The organism is Siccibacter turicensis LMG 23730 (genome assembly GCF_000463155.2).
GTDB lineage: Bacteria > Pseudomonadota > Gammaproteobacteria > Enterobacterales > Enterobacteriaceae > Siccibacter > Siccibacter turicensis.
Window position 1 is genome coordinate 180,146 of the sequence record NZ_AWFZ01000017.1, and the last position, 18,976, is coordinate 199,121.

General features: G+C 55.4%; 17 protein-coding genes. 4 read left to right on the plus strand and 13 right to left on the minus strand.

The features are described from left to right. Positions 1-26 precede the first annotated feature (26 nt). The 5 genes from ispH to ribF form a co-directional block, all read right to left on the minus strand. Positions 27-977, minus strand: coding sequence for a 4-hydroxy-3-methylbut-2-enyl diphosphate reductase (gene ispH / locus DW58_RS02655; RefSeq protein ID WP_024550761.1), 951 nt, complete (start codon positions 975-977; stop codon positions 27-29). Beyond that, the gene (fkpB, locus tag DW58_RS02660) at positions 958-1,428 is read right to left on the minus strand and encodes an FKBP-type peptidyl-prolyl cis-trans isomerase (protein WP_024550762.1); all 471 of its coding nucleotides are present in this window, start codon (positions 1,426-1,428) and stop codon (positions 958-960) included. Before fkpB ends, ispH begins: the two co-directional genes overlap by 20 nt. Before the next feature lie 61 nt (positions 1,429-1,489). After that, entirely contained in the window at positions 1,490-1,996 is a 507-nt protein-coding gene (lspA, locus tag DW58_RS02665; RefSeq protein WP_024550763.1) for a signal peptidase II, read from the minus strand. Further along, positions 1,996-4,869 (minus strand): isoleucine--tRNA ligase, encoded by a 2,874-nt coding sequence (gene ileS / locus DW58_RS02670; protein ID WP_024550764.1) that lies wholly within the window; start codon positions 4,867-4,869, stop codon positions 1,996-1,998. The genes lspA and ileS overlap by 1 nt, the downstream gene beginning before the upstream one ends. A gap of 51 nt (positions 4,870-4,920) precedes the next feature. Continuing rightward, entirely contained in the window at positions 4,921-5,847 is a 927-nt protein-coding gene (gene ribF / locus DW58_RS02675) for a bifunctional riboflavin kinase/FAD synthetase (protein WP_029696541.1), read from the minus strand. Positions 5,848-6,247: 400 nt separating this feature from the next. On the opposite strand from ribF, the gene rpsT reads away from it, so the two are divergent. Further along, positions 6,248-6,511 (plus strand): 30S ribosomal protein S20, encoded by a 264-nt coding sequence (rpsT, locus tag DW58_RS02680; protein WP_003856458.1) that lies wholly within the window; start codon positions 6,248-6,250, stop codon positions 6,509-6,511. 58 nt (positions 6,512-6,569) lie between these two features. Here rpsT and nhaR read toward each other — a convergent pair whose 3' ends face one another. The 3 genes from nhaR to DW58_RS02695 form a co-directional block, all read right to left on the minus strand. Further along, positions 6,570-7,463: a transcriptional activator NhaR gene (nhaR, locus tag DW58_RS02685; RefSeq protein ID WP_029696539.1), complete on the minus strand. Its 894-nt coding sequence runs from the start codon at positions 7,461-7,463 to the stop codon at positions 6,570-6,572. A 52-nt stretch (positions 7,464-7,515) separates the two neighbouring features. Beyond that, on the minus strand, positions 7,516-8,694 hold the full coding sequence (nhaA, locus tag DW58_RS02690) for a Na+/H+ antiporter NhaA (RefSeq protein WP_024550225.1): 1,179 nt from the start codon (positions 8,692-8,694) through the stop codon (positions 7,516-7,518). Between the two features lie 212 nt (positions 8,695-8,906). Then, the gene (locus tag DW58_RS02695; protein ID WP_024550226.1) at positions 8,907-10,988 is read right to left on the minus strand and encodes a glycosyl hydrolase family 18 protein; all 2,082 of its coding nucleotides are present in this window, start codon (positions 10,986-10,988) and stop codon (positions 8,907-8,909) included. Between the two features lie 397 nt (positions 10,989-11,385). On the opposite strand from DW58_RS02695, the gene DW58_RS02700 reads away from it, so the two are divergent. Together DW58_RS02700 and DW58_RS02705 are read left to right on the plus strand one after the other, a co-directional pair. Next, positions 11,386-11,841, plus strand: coding sequence for a winged helix-turn-helix domain-containing protein (locus DW58_RS02700; protein WP_024550227.1), 456 nt, complete (start codon positions 11,386-11,388; stop codon positions 11,839-11,841). 10 nt (positions 11,842-11,851) lie between these two features. After that, positions 11,852-12,391, plus strand: a complete 540-nt coding sequence (locus tag DW58_RS02705; protein ID WP_024550228.1) for a glycoside hydrolase family 108 protein — start codon at positions 11,852-11,854, stop codon at positions 12,389-12,391. A gap of 79 nt (positions 12,392-12,470) precedes the next feature. On the opposite strand, the gene DW58_RS02710 is transcribed toward DW58_RS02705, so the two are convergent. The 4 genes from DW58_RS02710 to dnaK all read right to left on the minus strand — a co-directional run bounded on the left by DW58_RS02710 (position 12,471) and on the right by dnaK (position 17,353). Beyond that, positions 12,471-12,815: a phage holin family protein gene (locus tag DW58_RS02710; protein WP_024550229.1), complete on the minus strand. Its 345-nt coding sequence runs from the start codon at positions 12,813-12,815 to the stop codon at positions 12,471-12,473. A gap of 151 nt (positions 12,816-12,966) precedes the next feature. Then, positions 12,967-13,914, minus strand: coding sequence for a LysR family transcriptional regulator (locus DW58_RS02715; RefSeq protein ID WP_024550230.1), 948 nt, complete (start codon positions 13,912-13,914; stop codon positions 12,967-12,969). A 297-nt stretch (positions 13,915-14,211) separates the two neighbouring features. Beyond that, a complete protein-coding gene (gene dnaJ, locus DW58_RS02720) occupies positions 14,212-15,354 on the minus strand; it encodes a molecular chaperone DnaJ (RefSeq protein WP_024550231.1) in 1,143 nt (380 codons plus the stop codon). 82 nt (positions 15,355-15,436) lie between these two features. Beyond that, positions 15,437-17,353 carry a molecular chaperone DnaK gene (gene dnaK, locus DW58_RS02725; protein ID WP_024550232.1) on the minus strand — a complete coding sequence of 639 codons (1,917 nt, stop codon included), beginning with the start codon at positions 17,351-17,353 and terminating at the stop codon, positions 15,437-15,439. A 291-nt stretch (positions 17,354-17,644) separates the two neighbouring features. Between dnaK and satP the strand changes: the two genes are divergently transcribed. Beyond that, complete coding sequence (gene satP, locus DW58_RS02730) at positions 17,645-18,211, plus strand: acetate uptake transporter (RefSeq protein WP_024550233.1); 567 nt, start codon at positions 17,645-17,647, stop codon at positions 18,209-18,211. A gap of 37 nt (positions 18,212-18,248) precedes the next feature. On the opposite strand, the gene DW58_RS02735 is transcribed toward satP, so the two are convergent. After that, a complete protein-coding gene (locus tag DW58_RS02735) occupies positions 18,249-18,965 on the minus strand; it encodes a YggN family protein (protein ID WP_024550234.1) in 717 nt (238 codons plus the stop codon). Positions 18,966-18,976: the final 11 nt, after the last annotated feature.

Genomic DNA, 18,976 nt, shown 5'->3' on the forward strand with positions numbered 1-18,976 from the left:
CATTTTTGCACATTTCCGTGCCTCGTTTAACTGACTTCGCGTGCGTCAATGCGCAGCTCTTTCGGTACTTCAAACACGATATTCTCTTCGCGCCCTTCCAGCTGCAACGCCTCGCCGCCGCCGAAATCCTTCAGCCGGGCCAGTACGTTCTGCACCAGAATGTCCGGGGCCGACGCGCCGGCGGTGACGCCAACGCAGCTTGCGCCTTTCACCCACTGCTCCTGGATATCTGAAGCATCGTCAATCAGGAACGCCGCTTTACCCATGCGCTGCGCCAGTTCCGCCAGACGGTTAGAGTTGGAGGAGTTTTTGGAGCCAACCACCAGCACCACATCTGCCTGTTCCGCCAGCGCGCGCACCGCTTCCTGGCGATTCGTTGTGGCATAGCAGATATCGTCCTTACGCGGCCCGATGATCTTCGGGAATCGGCTGCGCAGGGCATCGATAACGTCGGAGGTGTCGTCCACCGACAGCGTGGTCTGGGTCATAAACGAGAGCTTAGCGTCGTTTTTAACGGTAAGTTTCCAGACGTCGTCCGGCGATTCGACCAGATACATACCCCCTTCCGGGTTGCTGTACTGCCCCATCGTTCCTTCCACTTCCGGGTGCCCGGCGTGGCCGATCAGAATCGACTCTTCGCCGCGGCGGCTGGCGCGTGCAACTTCCATATGCACTTTCGTCACCAGCGGGCAGGTGGCGTCGAACACCGTCAGATCCCGGCTTTTCGCTTCGTTGCGCACCGCCTGGGAAACGCCGTGAGCGGAGAAGATCAGGATCGCGCCGTCCGGCACTTCGCTAATCTGCTCGATAAAAATCGCGCCGCGTTCGCGCAGGCTGTCCACCACGTAGCGGTTGTGCACCACTTCGTGACGCACGTAGATGGGCGCGCCGTAGATCGCCAGGGCATTTTCAACAATGCTGATAGCGCGGTCCACGCCAGCGCAGAAGCCGCGCGGGTTAGCCAACAGGATCTGCATTGGGCTCCTCCAGCACCGGATCGACGTCCAGCACTTCAATATCAAAATGGATAGTCTGCCCGGCCAGCGGATGATTGAAGTCAACGGTAATGGAGTCACCGTTCACTTCCCGAATAACGCCAGGCATTTCGCTGCCATCCATAGCGGTAAACAGCATGATCGCGCCGATATCCGGCTCGCCTGCGTCAATAAACTCGCGGCGAGAGAAGTACTGGATCAAGTCCGGGCTGGAAATGCCAAATGCCGCATCCGGCTCCAGCGAAAAGCTCTTCGTGTCGCCGTTTTTCAGCCCCAGCAGGTGCTGCTCCAGACCCTCGGACAGCGAACCGTCGCCCAGACGGAACAGCGCCGGTTTACCGTTGCTGCGGGTAGACTCTGCGGTCGAGCCGTCTTCAAGCTTCAGCGTGAAATGCACCAGCACCGCGCTGTTACTCTGTACAGATTTTGACATGCCGCTTAGCTCATTAATGTTGACGGGTTCGCCTGCGCTCGCCCGTCATAAGAAGTGTATGTCAGGCGCGATCCGGCTGCTTTTTATCGGCGGAGGGAATGAACCCCTCCAGCACGATCAGCGCCGCGCCGACGCAGATGGCGGTATCGGCCAGATTGAAGGTGGCGAAATGCCAGTCGCCGACATAGAAATCAATCATATCGACCACAAAGCCGTGCCACAGGCGATCGAACAGGTTGCCGAGCGCGCCGCCAATGATCAGCGCATAGGCAATGTTGTTCAGCTTCTGGCTGGCCTTCGCGCGGTACATCATCACCGCCAGCACCACGCAGATACCGATGGCGATACCGGCAAAGAACCAGCGCTGCCAGCCGCCTTTATCGGCGAGGAAGCTGAATGCCGCACCGTAGTTACGGGCGTAGTGCAGATTGAGCGACGGGAACAGCGAGAGCGTCTCCCCCAGCTGGAAATGCTGGAGGATTAACGCTTTACTGCCCAGATCGATAATCAGCACGGCTACGACCAGCCACAGCCAGCGCAGCCCGGTTGAAAAGATCGGTTTACTCATCAGGCGAACTTACGTTTCTCGCCGTCACCGGCGACGTTGCTGACACAGCGACCGCAGATATCTGCGTGATCCGCCACCTTGCCGATATCGGTAGTGTAATGCCAGCAGCGCGGGCACTTCTCACCTTCGGCACGCTCAACGACAGCTTTGACAAGCGTACGTACAGAGCTAACATCATCACCATATAGCTCTTCCACCGCTATGGTCTCGTTGTCTTCGGGATATAGCTCATTCAATGATGAAGGAATATCCTCGATTTGTACGCTAGAGGTCAGGAAGATAAATCTTACCTCCTCACCTAATTTACGAAGAAGCCTGATCGTTTTGGTCTCTTCAGGGTAGCGGAGAGTAACCTTAGCCTCGAGGCCCGCTTTTACTCCATCAGATTTATCTTTCTGATCTTCAATTGCTTTATTTACTTGGGCTTTGATGCCTCGAACATCTTTCCAGAAAGCATCATTTAACTCTTCATCCTCCGCCAGGCCAAACAGGCCGGTGTACCATTCGCCGGTAAAGACATACTGCTCGCGTTTGCCCGGCAGGTAGCCCCAGATTTCGTCTGCGGTGAAGGACATGATCGGTGCCATCCAGCGTACCAGCGCTTCACAGATGTGATACAGCGCGGTCTGGCAGCTGCGACGCGCCACGCTGTCCGCTTTGGCGGTGTACTGGCGGTCTTTGATGATGTCGAGATAGAACGAGCCCATCTCCACCGAGCAGAAGCGCATCAGACGCTGAACCACTTCGTGAAAGTCGTAGCTGTCGTAGGCGCTGATGATGTCTTCCTGTGCGGCTTGCGCGCAGCCTACCGCCCAGCGATCCAGCACCACCATCTCTTCCGGTTTCACCATGTCGGTTTCCGGATTGAACCCGTTCAGGTTAGCCAGCAGGAAACGCGCGGTGTTACGGATACGGCGATAGCTGTCGGCAGCGCGCTTGAGGATTTCGTCAGACACCGCCATTTCGCCGGTGTAGTCGGTAGACGCCACCCACAGACGCAGAATGTCCGCACCGAGTTTGTTCATCACATCCTGCGGCGACACGGTGTTGCCGATGGACTTCGACATTTTGCGGCCCTGACCATCCACGGTGAAGCCGTGGGTCAGCACCTGGCGGTACGGCGCTTTGCCTTTCATGGCGGTGGAGATCATCAGGGAGGACATGAACCAGCCGCGATGCTGATCCGAGCCTTCCAGATACATATCCGCGGCGTGGCCGGCGAACTCAGGACGCACGTCCACTACCGAGGCGTGGGTTGACCCGGAGTCAAACCACACGTCCAGGGTGTCCGGCACCTTGACGTAGTTGTCAGCGTCATCACCCATGATGTCGCGCGGATCGAGATCCCACCACGCCTGGATGCCATCGACTTCCACACGCTTCGCCACTTCTTCCATCAGTTCCTGCGTGCGCGGGTGCAGCTGCTCGGTGTCTTTGTGCACGAACAGCGACATCGGTACGCCCCAGGTACGCTGACGCGAGATGCACCAGTCAGGACGGTTCGCCACCATCGACTCAATGCGCGCCTGGCCCCAGTCTGGGATCCACTGCACGCCTTTGATCTCCTGCAGCGACTGGGCGCGCAGGCCTTTCTGATCCATGCTGACGAACCACTGCGGTGTGGCGCGGAAGATGATCGGGGTTTTGTGACGCCAGCAGCACGGGTAGCTGTGCACCAGCTTCGCGACGTTCAGCAGTACGCCTTTTTCACGCAGCAGCTCGACGATCTGATCGTTGGCTTTGAAGACGTTCACGCCATCCAGCCCTGGGTAGGTACCCGGCAGATAGGTGCCGTCCGGGCCAACCGGGTTGGCGATCTCCAGGCCGTATTTCTGGCTGATGGTGTAGTCGTCCGGGCCGTGGCCACCGGCGGTATGCACCGCACCGGTACCGGCATCCAGCGTGACGTGTTCGCCGAGGATTGCCGGGACGTCAAAGCCCATGAACGGATGGCGGAAGCGCATCTGCTCAAGGGTGGCGCCTTTGGTTTCGCCCAGCACGGTGTAATCGGCGACGTTGATGCGTTTCATCACGCTCTCAAGCAGATCTTTCGCCACGATCAGCGCCTGGCCGTCGATCTGCACCAGCACATAGTCGATATCGGCGTGCAGAGAGATCGCGCGGTTCGCCGGAAGCGTCCACGGGGTGGTGGTCCAGATAACCAGCGACACCGGGCCGTTAACCGTCTGCGCACCGAATGCCGCGGCAACCGCTGCGGCGTCTACCGCATTAAAGGCGACGTCGATGGACGGCGAGGTTTTGTCATAGTATTCCACTTCTGCTTCGGCCAGCGCCGAGCGGCAGTCAACGCACCAGTGCACCGGCTTGGCGCCTTTGTGCAGGTGACCGTTGCCGATGATTTTTCCGAGCGCACGGATGATGTTGGCTTCGGTGTTGAAATCCATGGTCAGGTAAGGACGTGACCAGTCGCCCAGCACGCCCAGACGGATAAAGTCTTCGCGCTGGCCATCAACCTGCTCGGCGGCGTATTTGCGGCACGCGGCACGGAACTCGGCGGCCGAGACTTTCTCGCCCGGCTTGCCGATAAGCTGCTCGACCTTCAGTTCGATCGGCAGACCGTGGCAGTCCCAGCCCGGTACGTACGGGGAGTCATAACCGGCAAGCCCTTTGGACTTAACGATAATGTCTTTAAGAATTTTGTTAACCGAGTGACCAATATGAATGCTGCCGTTCGCATAAGGAGGGCCATCATGCAGAATAAAGGTCTTTTTCCCTTTCTTCGCATTACGGATGATGCCGTACAGATCGTCATCGTTCCAGCGCGCCAGCATACCCGGTTCGCGTTTGGCGAGATCGCCACGCATCGGGAACCCTGTTTCCGGCAAATTCAGGGTAGATTTATAGTCACTCATCAGGTTATCAGTTCCGTATTTCGGTTTTAATGTGTCAGGCTCACGCCGGATTCATAGCCCAAAAAAGTCGCGGGCCGTTACCACATCTTTGGCGATTTGCGCTTTCAGCTCATCCAGCGAAGCAAAACGCTGCTCGTTACGCAATTTCTTGCGCAGTATCACATCTATATGGCGACCATATAAGTCCATTGCAACATCCAGCAGATGAACTTCCAGCTGCTGGCGCAGGCCCGCCACCGTGGGGCGCGTGCCGATATTGGCAACGCCGGGCAGCGGCGTGTCGGTCAGGCCGGTCACTTCTACCGCATACACCCCTTTCACCGGGGAGACCAGACGGCGCAGCGGGATGTTCGCCGTCGGAAAACCGATGGTGCGGCCCAGTTCGTCACCGTGCACCACGCGACCGGAAATAGCATAAGGATGCCCCAGCAGACGTTCCGCCTGCGGCAGATCGTCCTGCGCCAGCGCCTGGCGTACCGCGGTGCTGCTGATGCGTACGCCATCGTGGCAGTAGGTCTGGGTGCTGGTCACCTCAAAGCCATATTCGCCGCCGGCTTTCTCCAGCAGTTGGAAATCTCCCTGACGCCCTGCGCCAAAGCGGAAGTCGTCGCCAACGGCCAGCAGCTGAACGCCAAGGCGTTTTACCAGCAGATCGCTGACGAAGCTCTGGGCGGTCAGCGCCGCAAAACGGCGGTCAAAGCGCACGCACAGCACGTAATCCACGCCGCATGCGGCAAGATAACGCAGCTTGTCACGCAGCCGCGTCAGCCGCGCCGGGGCTTTATCCGCCGCAAACAGCTCAAGCGGCTGCGGTTCGAAAATCATCACCATGACGGGAAGATGGCGCGCGCGCCCCTCTTCGCAGAGCCCACGTAGCAGTGACTGATGCCCGCGGTGTACGCCATCAAAGTTACCAATAGTCAGCACGCACCCGCGGTGGGCCGCACTCAGATTATGTATGCCGCGTATCAGCTTCATGACTGGCTCAAAACAGTGAAAATCGTCGGATTGTACATTTCTGCATCGTCTGGAATATAAGGACGCGTAACGTCTGGGTTCCTGCAGCCATAAGATGACGAGTATACCTTGTACAACGATTAAGGTTAACCCGCGATTAACCTTTGCCAACAGAAAGCGCAGCGGTTTTCGCTAAGGCTTACGCGCCTTTGCGTCGCCGTGGTCTGCCATGCGCTAATTTTGTGCCGGAAAGACTGTATTCGCGCAGTGCAAGCTGTTAGAATCCTGCGCCATCACTACGTAACGAGCGTCGCCATCTTAACGGCGCTTATTTGCACAAATCCATTGACAAAAGAAGGCTAAACGGGCATATTCCTCGGCCTTTGAATTGTCTATATAGAACATATTTGGGAGTTGGACCTTGGCTAATATCAAATCAGCTAAGAAGCGCGCCGTTCAGTCTGAAAAGGCCCGCAAGCACAACGCTAGCCGTCGCTCTATGATGCGTACTTTCATCAAGAAAGTATACGCAGCGATCGAAGCTGGCGACAAAGCAGCAGCACAGAACGCATTTAACGAAATGCAACCGATCGTGGACCGTCAGGCAGCTAAAGGTCTGATCCACAAAAACAAAGCAGCGCGTCATAAAGCAAACCTGACCGCGCAGATCAACAAACTGGCTTAATCGCCCGCTCGTTGAGCTTTGTCAGAAAACCCGCGTAAAGCGGGTTTTTTTATGCCTGCTATTCGCGGGTGAACAGCGCCGAGTAGTCGCGATTGCAGATGCGCTGCACCGCCGGGTGCTGGATCATGCGCTCGGCGAAAATGGCGTGGTACTCCTCCATCACGTTATCGACCCGGCCTATCTCGACGATGTTCTTATCGTTGTAGAAATCCTGTCCGTAGAGGGTGGGCGCCACAAAAATCGCATTGTGCGCCGCGCCAAACGCTTTCATTAATGCCGCATCGTCAAACTCGCCGAGGATCTCCACATCCAGCCCCTGGCTCTGAAACCAGTTTTGCAGCTTGCGCCCCAGCATTGACCGCCGCCCCGGCACCAGCAGGCGTCGCTCAGTCAGACAGGCGGGAAACGGCGTTGTCGGCTGCGGCGCCTGGCACCAGAAGCTGACGCCGCACTCACCGATTTTCACCGAAAACAGTCCCTCCTGCTGGGTGGAGTCGATAGGGCAGTCGGAGATAATCATATCGAGCTTGTGCTGGCTGAGCTGCTCCAGCAGCATCTCGTGCGTGGACTCAAAGCAGCGCAGGTGGATCTGCTCGTCCTCGACTACCGCCGCGTCCAGCACGCCGCTGACCAGCCGCTTGGACAGCGCATCCGCCACCCCCACGTCAAACAGCAGATGGGACTCTTTGCGATAGTTCACGATGTCGAGCATCTCCTGGCTCAGGGTGAACATCCTGTCGGCGTAGCGATACACCAGTTGCCCCAGCTCGCTTGGCTCAAGCCCCCTTCCCTTACGCTTAAACAGTTTTCCCTGTAAGCGCTCCTCAAGGGCTTTGATTTGCCCGGTGATGGTTTGTGGCGTGAGATAGAGCGCGTCGGCCGCCCCCACGACGGAGCCTTCCCTGCATACATGCCAGAAATAATACAAATGGTTGTAATTAATATGCGGCATAGTTGCGTCTCCCTGAACGATAACCGCCCGCATGATGCGGGCGGTGGTGTGGTTACTGCGCAGCCTGCGCGGCGCCGGAATAGCGCACTCTCAACAGCGCATAGCCGACGACGGCGGCAAGGATAGAGCCGCTCAGGATCCCAAGCTTCGCCCAGCTTACCAGTACGGGCTCTACGTCGGCGAAGGCCAGCGAGGCGATAAATATCGACATGGTGAAGCCGATACCGCAGAGCACGCCGACGGCCATGATCTCTTTGATATGGGTACCCACCGGCAGCGAGGCCAGGCGCAGGCGTACCGCAAGCGCGCAGAACAGCGTAATGCCCAGCGGTTTGCCGATAAACAGCCCGACAATAATGCCCAGCGGCAGCACAGCCCCCAGCCCGCTCAGGGTGACGCCGTCCAGCGACACGCCGGCGTTTGCAAAGGCAAACAGCGGCAGAATCAGCCAGGATACCCACGGGTGCAGCACGTGCTCAAGCGAACGCGCCGGTGAACGTCCCTTCTGCTCTTTAAGCGGAATAAAGAAGCCGATGATGACGCCGGCAAGCGTGGCGTGAACGCCCGACTTCAGCACCGCCGTCCAGAGCACCACGCCCACCAGAATATAGATGCCGGTACGACGCACGTTGAGCAGGTTCAGAAGCGCCAGTATCGCAATGGCTACCGCAGCGATACCGAGGGACATCATCGACAGCTCGTGGGTATAGAACAGCGCGATGATAATGATCGCCCCGAGGTCATCAATGATGGCGAGCGCCATCAGGAACACTTTCAGCGCAGGCGGCACGCGGCTGCCCAGCAGCGCCAGTACACCCAGCGCAAAGGCGATGTCCGTTGCCGCCGGAATGGCCCAGCCCTGGCGGGTGACCGGATCCTGATAGTTAAAGGCCAGATAGAGCAGCGCCGGCACCACCATTCCGCCCAGCGCGGCAATCACCGGGAACGCCGCCTGCTGACGGCTGGCCAGCGAGCCCTGCACCATCTCCCGCTTCACCTCCAGGCCTATCAGCAGGAAAAATATCGCCATCAGGGCATCGTTGATCCACAGCAGCATGTTTTTATTGATGTCCAGCGCGCCGATGCGGATTTCAACAGGCGTGGCCAGAAAGCCCTGGTATATCCCGGCGGTGGAGTCCAGGTTCGCCAGCAGCATCGCCAGCGCCGCGGCAAAAATCAGCACCACGCCTCCCGCGGCGTCGCTGCTGAAAAATCGTTGCAGGTGTTTCATGATGATTACTCTTATCTGATGAAAATCGGCCACCATGATAAGCCAGTAAATAGCTCGTCAAAAGCAGATTATCTTTGCCTCATGGTTCGGTTTAAACGAACTATAAGCATAATCCACGATCGCCATAAGGGCATAAAAAAACCCCGGACAGAGCTGGCCGGGGTAAACGATCCGCTGAAAAATGAGGGCGCAGCGGAAATGACAGACGTGAATCAGTAAGTCCCGATATCCGTCCAGACCTGATACGGCCCGCTGTTCTGGTCAGGCTGCTCGCCCTGGGAATACCAGTTCACCTGGTAGTTGTGGCCTTTCCAGCTGACTTTTTCGAAGGTGCCCCATTTGGCGCCGTAAACAGTGCTGGCATTCCAGAGCGGGTAAGGTGCAGTACCGCTGGTGTCCGGGGTTGGGGTTGGCGTCGGTTCCGGCGTTGGCTCAGGCGTCGGTTCCGGGGTCGGCGTCGGGGTATCCGAACCGGACGCGGCGCTGGCCGGTACCACCGTAATCACAAAGCGCTGCTGGGACGAGGGCTCATTTTTGCTGTCACGCACGAACAGCGTGAACTGCAGCTCGGTGTTTTGGGTCACGACAGGCACCTCAAACTCGATCACTGCCGCACTCTTATCCGCCACGGTGATGCTCGCCGGTACGCCCCAGCTGAAGCTCAGGGCATCGTTGTCTTCATCGCGTGAAGAGGCGCCGGAAAGCTGCAGGCGCGAGCCGCCCACCACCAGCAGCTGGATCGCAGCGACCGGGGCGTGGTTGATCGACGGCTGCGGAACATCGCCGCTGCCGCTTCCGGAATCGGCAACGTTGATGCCTTCGAAGTAGAACGGCTTCATGTCGATAACCTGGGTGGCGATCTCGTACCCCAGCCCTTCGCGTGCGGCGTTCACCAGCACGCCGTTGTCCTGGTCGATGGTCCAGGTGAACAGGCCGCCCAGATTGCGGCGCGCAGCGTACTCCCCTTTGAGTTTGACCGAGCGCGGGGTGTCGAGCGACATAAACAGTTTGCTTTGCGGATTATAGAGATAGTCGGCGTTGGCGACTTTATCGGTGTAGACGTTAAAGCCGTTGCGCCCTTTCTGGTTTTCCAGATCGAGGTAGTTATAGATGGTGTCGTACCATTCGGTGCTGCCTGACTCAAACGAGCCGGTAGTCGTACCCTGCCCGGCGGAGTAGCTGCCTTTGAGCGGCGAGAAACTTTCGATCTCCGCATTGCGGGCGTTACGGGAATACCCGGCATACCCGATATTGATGCGGTCAGACGGGAAACCTTCTGCAATCAGGTAGTCGACAACGGCTTCGATGCTCCAGCCGCCGGCGGTGAGTGGCGTCAGGTTGGTATGGTGGGTCGGGGTTTCAGCCCAGGGCGTACCGAAGAAGTCATAGGTCATCACGTTGATGCCGTACAGACCCGCGTTCAGCAATGCCTTAACGTTAGAGAACCCAAGCGTTTCCACCACTGCGGAGCTGGCGATTGAGATTTTTACGTCACTGCGGCCCGCCGCGGTAAGCTGCTTTTTCAGCTCGGCGATAACCAGCGCATAGTTTGCGCCATCTTCCGGGCCGTGCGGGTTACCGTTGCCGGGCGCGTTCGGGTACTCCCAGTCGATATCCACTTCGCTGAACATCGGGAACTGTTTAAACAGCTTCACCACGCCTGCCGCGAAGGTTTTACGCGAGGAGTCGGTTTTGGACATCTCGTGGAAGCCGTTACTCATGGTCCAGCCGCCGATACTCATAGAAAGTGCCAGGGTGTGGCCCTGCTGCTTCGCTTTCTGCTGCAGATCGCGCAGACCGCCCAGCAGACCCTTGGCGTTCTGCTGGGTCACGGTAGCCGGATCGACGTCCCATCCGCTGGTGGTGTGACCGCAGTTCACGTAAGACTGGAAATCGCCCCAGGGGTCGAGGAACGTCGGTTCGTTGGTGTTTTTATTGGTGAGCGCTGCCGCGTTCTCAATGGTGTACTGCTTCTCGCCTTTATCTCCCACGATGCCCAGGAAACCGAAGATGATTTTGTCGTAGGCGGTAGGCGATACTTTCGCCAGGTCGTAACCGCGACCGCGATTGTTCGGCGAATCATCCCCTTCAAGGCGGCCATCGTACTGCGACCAGTCCGTATAATAGCCAAATACTTTGGGCTTCGACGCCGCTTTATATTTGTTATATACCGGGACAGCGACGCGAGCAGACGTATAGCTATATTTTTCAACTTCGCTTGCAGGTTTAAAACCATCGGCAGCGTTACTGGTTTCAGTCAGGCTATCGCTCTTAATTAATTTACTTGTTGCCATTTTCTATTCCTTTCATGTGATTTATCGAAACAGCGGGTAGCTGTGCAATCGATAGTAAATAGCGCATCAGGAATAGCGAATCACAAACCGTCAATTCTCAACTTATGCCGGGCCAAAATATACAACCGGAAATATTTACCCCATAAAATAAACAGTGAGATAGATTGACAGTTACGTTATGAAAAAACCAGACAAAATATAGAATATATTTAATTATAAGTTCAACTAACAACCCACATTAACGGCACTTAATTTAGTTCCGTTTCTGGGAGAGACCCATCTAAAACGTAATCATTTCCGGCTGCTCGATAAAACAAGCGTTGTCTTAACCATGGGTAATTTCTAACATCGTTTCGCCTCCACGCTAATCCGTTTCGTAAACTCTATAAGGTGAACCATGAAGCGTTATCTCATAAATCACAATTGCGTTTATAACGAAGCCCGAAATGAAATAAAAAACACCGACAGTGCATTAACAATAAAAATGACGGCAATGCGTGCACGTTGCCTGAGTTTTATTATTGAACATGCTGCTGACGGTATTATTGATAAGCAGAAACTGACCTCAGCGTTATGGGGTGAACGCGGCCAGTTTGTCAGTGATGCCAACCTTACCCAACTGCTTTACCTGATTCGCAAAGATCTACGCACGATGGGGATTAGCGATTTTTTTGTCACCATTCCTCGCATGGGAATACGCGTTAACCAACAGATTGCCGTGGACGTTTTACCGGATGAAAAGCTACGCAAGCGTTACGGCATCTGGAAAGTGGTAATTATCACCGCTTTCGCACTCTCACTCATGTCACTCTACGCGGTGTTTGACATGCTTCGATCGACCCCTCACAACTGAGGATACAGCGATGAATCCGATCATTGATGGCATACTGAATATTGAAGGTAGTTACGTTGATAATCCGGCGGATCGGGGCGGCCCGACCAACTGGGGCATTACGGAGAGTACTGCCCGCGCCCACGGCTACCGCGGTGCGATGAAAGATCTCACCCGCGACGAGGCCTATAACATTCTGGAAAGAGATTACTGGCTGGCACCGGGCTTCGACAAAATAGCGGGCCTGTCCCTGTCCATTGCCTTTGAGCTTTGCGACGCGGGCACAAACGTCGGGCCTGCTCACCCTTCCCGCTGGCTACAGCGCTGGCTTAATACCTTTAACCGCACCGCTAAAAAATACCCGGATCTGACCGTCGATGGCGTTATCGGGGAAAGAACCCTCGAGGCGCTGAAAATATATCTCGACTGGCGTGGTAAAGAGGGAGAAAGCGTGTTGCTGCAGGCGCTCAACTGCAGTCAGGGTGAATATTATCTGTCGATAACCGAAAAGCGTGAAGTAAACGAAGAGTTTATTTATGGCTGGATGCGAGAGCGTGTGAAAATCGTGTAGTGTTGAGGCATGCTAAGAACCGACAAAGAAAACCCGCAGTGCGGGCTTTCTTTGTCAGCGGTCGAGAAATCAGCGCTGGCTATTTTGGCGTAATATTATTATTAACGATATACGCTTTAACCTTATCACCCAGCAACCGGAGAATAGGTGAAGCAAACACCCCGCCTAATCCCGCCGCCAGCATAACCATATTGAAACTTAAGTTACGGTCGATGGCAATGACGCTCAAAATGAAACCGGTGAAACACGAGGTCGTTATCTGCGCCAGGCAACCCATAATATCTTTATGCATGGCTGAATTTTCTTCGCGCTTCATCAGAAAACTGACGAACCCACCCCAACCGCCGATGGTAATAACGGTTAATAAAATTTCAAGCTCGACCAGAATAATACGTGGGGAACTAATATGTGCTGCAACGCTCATGGTGAAAACCTCGATAATAGTTAATAATGCAAGTTGCCTTGCGATGAAACTATCCTAGAGGAGAATCAGTTAGCGCAATAATAATTAGTCATGAATAATACTGTGGGCGCCCTGAATAAACCCTCGCACGCTCAATGATGCGGATCATTTATTACCATTTTCGAAATGAGGACAGCGTTTGTAGCATGGCCACAATCTCTTTAACGTGATTCAGGTGTCTGTTTTTACGATGCCAGCTGGCATAGAGCATTTGTGAGGTAAAATTCAATTCCTCTGGCAGGGACATAATCACGATATTAAGTTTTTTCTGTATCTGGAAAAAGCGTGCCAGTCTGTAGGGAAGTACTGCAATACAGGAAGAATTTTCAACGATACTGATAAGCCCGTTGATGGAGTCGGTACTGTAACCGACGCGTCGCATACCGCCGCTGGCAACTTCAGGAAACATTGCGCTAACCTTGTCTGCCGAGGACAACGTCCAGGGCGCAGGACGATAAACCGCATGCTGAAAAGCAAAGAAATGATAAACCGAAATACCAGTCAACTCCGCCAGTGGATTATGCTGGCTGCAAACCACACAATAGTCCCGAAAGTGTTCGATACTGGCAGTCTCAATTTCCGGGTCATCTGGCAGCCTGGTCGATAATACCAGGTCAACACTACCGCCTGTCAGGGCTTCCCGGTACTGCTCGTTGTGCCGGGGAGCAGAACAATAATTGAGGAAATAACGGGTAAAGGGTTCGAAATCGAAGAGCTGTGAAAAGTAATATTGCTCGTTAATATCATTACCCATTATGGTAATTTCTTTTTTTACATCAGTGTGCGGAGGGTGTTCAAGCGTGAAGGCGATGATCTCCAGCGCCTGGCTATACGCGCTATGAATTTCGCGGGCGCGGGTGGTCGGGGTCAGTCCTTCGCGGGTGCGGATGAACAACTCTTCGCTGTAGGCGTTCTGCAACCGTTGCAGCGCCTGAGAGACGGCACCGGGTGTAACCTTAAGGCGTTTAGAGGCTTTCGTGGCATTCCCGGCGTTGATGACCGCATCAAGAACCTTGATCAAATTTAAATCGAAATCCTTGATAGCAGGGTTAGCACTCATACACCCTCACCTGGTAAAAGAGTAATGAAGAAACGAGACTATAGCGTTATCAGAAATCGGTTTGGACACTTTTATTATCATTGGTCGCAGAGGGGCCAATAAATTACCGGCAGAAAATATCACTATTCAACATCTTTAATATCAATGTGCATCATTTGTTGCTTTCTGGCCCTCAAAGTACAATGAGATGATTCTTAACACCCTGAATTAGCAGGAAACCATTTTTCGCCCTGATAAAAAAAGCCCCGGCGTAGTCTGACTACGCCGGGGCCTGAGATGCCACGCGATACGAACGGATTATCGCGTCAGATCATCAAAGAACTTTTTCACGCCGTCGAAGAAGCTTTTGGAGCGCGGGCTATTGTGTTCCCCCGTCGGCCCACCAAAGCTCTCCTGCAGATCCTGAAGCAGCTGCTTTTGCTTCTCGTTCAGGCCGACCGGCGTTTCAACCACAACGCGGCACAGCAGGTCGCCCTGCGCGCCACCGCGTACCGATTTCACGCCCTTGCCGCGCATGCGGAACAGCTTGCCGGTCTGGGTTTCGCTCGGCACTTTGAGCATCACGCGTCCATCCAGGGTCGGCACTTCGATTTCGCCGCCCAGCGCCGCCATGGCAAAGTTGATCGGCACTTCGCAGTAAAGGTTGTTGCCTTCACGCTCGAAGATCGGGTGCTGTTTAACCTGCACCTGAACGTAGAGATCCCCTGCCGGTGCGCCGTGCTCCCCTGCTTCGCCCTCGCCTGCCAGACGGATGCGATCGCCGGTATCCACGCCCGCCGGGATTTTAACCGACAGGGTTTTGGATTTCTCAACGCGACCGTGGCCGTGACACTTGTTGCACGGATCCTTGATGATGGTACCGCGGCCCTGACAGTGCGGACAGGCCTGCTGTACGGCAAAGAAGCCCTGACGCATCTGCACCTGGCCTGCGCCGTGACAGGTTGGACAGGTCTGGGGTTGGGTACCCGGTTTCGCGCCGTTGCCGTGGCAGACATCACACTCTTCCAGCGTCGGAATGCGGATCTCTTTGGTCACGCCGCGTACCGCTTCTTCCAGCGTCAGCTCCATGTTGTAGCGTAAATCGGAGCCGCGCGCCGCGCGACGACCACGGCCGCCACCGAAGATGTCTCCGAATACGTCGCCAAAGATATCGCTGAAATCAGCTCCGCCGCCGCCGAAGCCGCCGCCATATCCACCGCCGCCCATACCGCCCTGTTCAAAGGCAGCGTGGCCGTACTGATCGTAGGCTGCGCGTTTTTGCGCATCGGTCAGAATTTCGTAGGCTTCTTTAATCTCTTTAAACTTGCCTTCGGCCTCTTTGTCACCCTGGTTGCGGTCCGGGTGAAACTTCATGGCCAGGCGCTTATACGCCTTTTTGATTTCACGCTCTTCCGCTGTTTTCGGAACGCCTAAAACCTCGTAATAGTCTCGTTTCGCCATCTCTATTACAGCCCTCAACATGAATAAACGGGCGTGGAGGAGACCCTCGACGCCCGTGTCAGTCTTACCCGTTCAAGGGCGATTATTTTTTATCTTTAACTTCTTCGAACTCAGCGTCGACCACGTCGTCTTCTTTCGCGTTGTTCGCAGAAGCATCAGCGGAGCCCGCCTGCTGCTGGGCATGCTGCTGCTGTGCGATTTCCATCAGCTTCTGGGAAACCTGCGCCAGCGCCTGCATTTTCGCTTCGATATCCGCTTTGTCTTCGCCTTTCAGCGAGGTTTCCAGCGCGCTCAGTGCAGACTCGATAGCGGTTTTGTCATCGGCCGGCAGCTGCTCGCCCGCTTCTTCAACCTGCTTACGGGTGCTGTGCAGCAGATGGTCGCCCTGGTTGCGGGTCTGAACCAGCTCTTCGAACTTACGGTCGGACTCGGCGTTCGCTTCCGCTTCCTGCACCATTTTCTGGATCTCTTCCTCGTTCAGACCGGAAGAGGCCTTAATGGTGATCTTCTGCTCTTTACCGCTGTTTTTGTCTTTCGCGGAAACGTGCAGGATACCGTCAGCATCGATATCGAAGGTCACTTCGATCTGCGGCATGCCGCGCGGTGCCGGGTTGATCCCATCGAGGTTGAACTGGCCCAGAGATTTGTTATCGCTGGCGCGTTTACGTTCACCCTGCAGCACGTGGATGGTTACCGCAGACTGGTTGTCTTCCGCAGTAGAGAACACCTGGCTGTGCTTGGTCGGGATAGTGGTGTTTTTGGTGATAAGCGGAGTCATCACGCCACCCATGGTTTCGATACCCAGCGACAGCGGGGTAACGTCCAGCAGCAGCACGTCTTTCACATCACCGGTCAGTACACCACCCTGAACCGCAGCACCGATAGCAACCGCTTCGTCCGGGTTCACGTCTTTACGCGGCTCTTTACCGAAGAATTCAGCAACTTTTTTCTGCACCATCGGCATACGCGTCTGACCGCCGACCAGGATAACGTCCTGGATATCGGATACGGACAGGCCAGCGTCCTGCAGTGCAACTTTCAGCGGCTCGATAGAACGGTTCACCAGGTCTTCTACCAGGCTTTCCAGTTTCGCACGGGTCACTTTGATGTTCATGTGTTTCGGACCGGTCGCGTCTGCGGTGATGTACGGCAGGTTCACGTCGGTCTGCTGTGCAGAAGAGAGTTCGATTTTCGCTTTCTCTGCTGCTTCTTTCAGGCGCTGCATTGCCAGCGGGTCGTTACGCAGGTCAATGCCCTGATCTTTCTTAAATTCTTCAACGAGGTAGTTGATCATACGGCTGTCGAAGTCTTCACCACCCAGGTGGGTATCACCGTTGGTAGCCAGTACTTCGAAGGTTTTTTCGCCGTCAACTTCGTCGATTTCGATAATGGAGATATCGAAGGTACCACCACCGAGGTCGTATACCGCGATAGTGCGGTTGCCGACTTCTTTATCCAGACCGTAAGCCAGTGCTGCGGCGGTCGGTTCGTTGATGATACGTTTTACTTCCAGGCCTGCGATACGGCCGGCGTCTTTGGTCGCCTGACGCTGCGCATCGTTAAAGTAAGCCGGAACGGTGATAACAGCTTCAGTTACCGGTTCACCCAGGTAATCTTCCGCGGTTTTCTTCATTTTTTTCAGCACTTCAGCAGAGATCTGCGGCGGTGCCATTTTCTGGCCTTTGACATCCAGCCATGCGTCGCCGTTGTCAGCACCGATGATTTTGTACGGCATGATCGACACGTCACGCTGTACTTCTTCGTCCTGGAAGCGACGACCAATCAGGCGTTTGATCGCAAACAGAGTGTTCTGCGGGTTGGTCACTGCCTGACGTTTAGCCGGCTGACCTACCAGCGTTTCACCGTCCTGCGTATAGGCAATGATTGAAGGCGTGGTGCGATCGCCCTCGGCATTCTCCAGCACGCGTGCGGTGGTGCCATCCATAATCGCTACACAAGAGTTGGTTGTGCCCAGGTCAATACCAATTATTTTACCCATCTAAACGTCTCCACTAAAAATTCGTAATCATGTGGTTGTGAATCTGTAATAAGGGCTAAACGTAACGTTTCAACTGCCCCGCGTTATTTTTTCAGACTCACCACTGCGGTTGACTACAAGATGGGGTCGGCTTGCCCGCCATCAAGGGGGCGAGGTAAAAATTTTTTCGTTTCGCTGTCGTCAGATCATAGACGCTACACATTGCCCTGATTATTATGCCGCGCCCGGCGGAGAAGGCTTTATTCGTCGGGCGTTTCACTAACGCAAATTTAATGATCATTTTGAGGATCTATGGGCAACACTCAGTTGGCTAATCCAGCTCCGCTGGGCTTAATGGGTTTCGGCATGACCACCATTCTGCTCAATTTACACAATATCGGGCTTTTTCCGTTAGACGGCATCATCCTTGCGATGGGCATTTTTTACGGCGGCCTGGCACAGATTTTTGCGGGTCTGCTGGAATATAAAAAAGGCAATACGTTTGGTCTGACGGCGTTTACCTCTTACGGCTCGTTCTGGCTCACGCTGGTCGCGATTCTGGTGATGCCGAAATTCGGCATGGCCGAGGCGGCAAACGGCCATTTCCTCGGCGTTTACCTGGCGCTGTGGGGCGTATTTACGCTGTTCATGTTCTTCGGCACCTTAACGGGCGCACGCGTACTGCAGTTTGTCTTCCTGAGCCTGACGGTGCTGTTTGCACTGCTGGCGGCAGGTCACCTGCTGGATAACGAAGGGATTGTTCACGTTGCGGGCTGGATCGGCATCGTGTGCGGCGCCAGTGCGGTTTATCTGGCGATGGGCGAAGTGCTGAATGCGCAGTATGGTCGTACCGTACTGCCCATCGGCGAGCCAAAGTAAGTCATTATGCCTCTCCCTGTGGGGAGAGGCGTTCCGGTTATTTCAGGCCGGTCACCAGCGCTTTACGCTGATCTTCAAGCGATACCACGCGGGCGCATACCGCTTTCCCGAAGCCTTCAAAATCTTTTTCCTGCTTCTTCCACTCGGTCTGGATGGCGCTCTGCAGGCCGCCCATGCTGCCGAGGATCCCCTGCAGCGGATTTCCGCCGCCGGAGGTTACCGCTTTGGCACCCATCTCGTTGATGCTGTCCTGAAGCAGACCACCCATCGTCTGGTTAACCAGCTGCTGGCCTTCGGCGCGCACCTGATCGATCGCTTTATAGTGGAACGCCAGACCGTCGCTGCGCCGCTCAAGGATGCGGTTCATCTGGGTTTTCAGCTGGCCGTCGAGGGTGGTGAGACGCTTACGCATGTTGCTGCTGGACCCCACCTGCTCGGTGATGATTTTATCGAGCGCCACCCGGCCCTTTTCAAGACGGGTGCGGGCGCCTTCATCGATCCACGGCAGCGCGGAACGCAGATCGGCCTGATAATCCTTTGCCTGCTCACGCTGGGCCGCGTTCAGCGAAATCTGCTTGCCGTTAAACATCACGCTGCCATCCGGCCCGATCACCAGATTTCCGTTCTCGCCGACCACCTGCACCGTCTGCGGGCTTAAAATCACATCGTCTTTCGGTGTGACACTGCACTTATATTCCGCGTGAGCACTTACGGCTGTCGCCATCAGTGCCACCAGCAGCGCTTTACGCATCATAACTCGTTCCT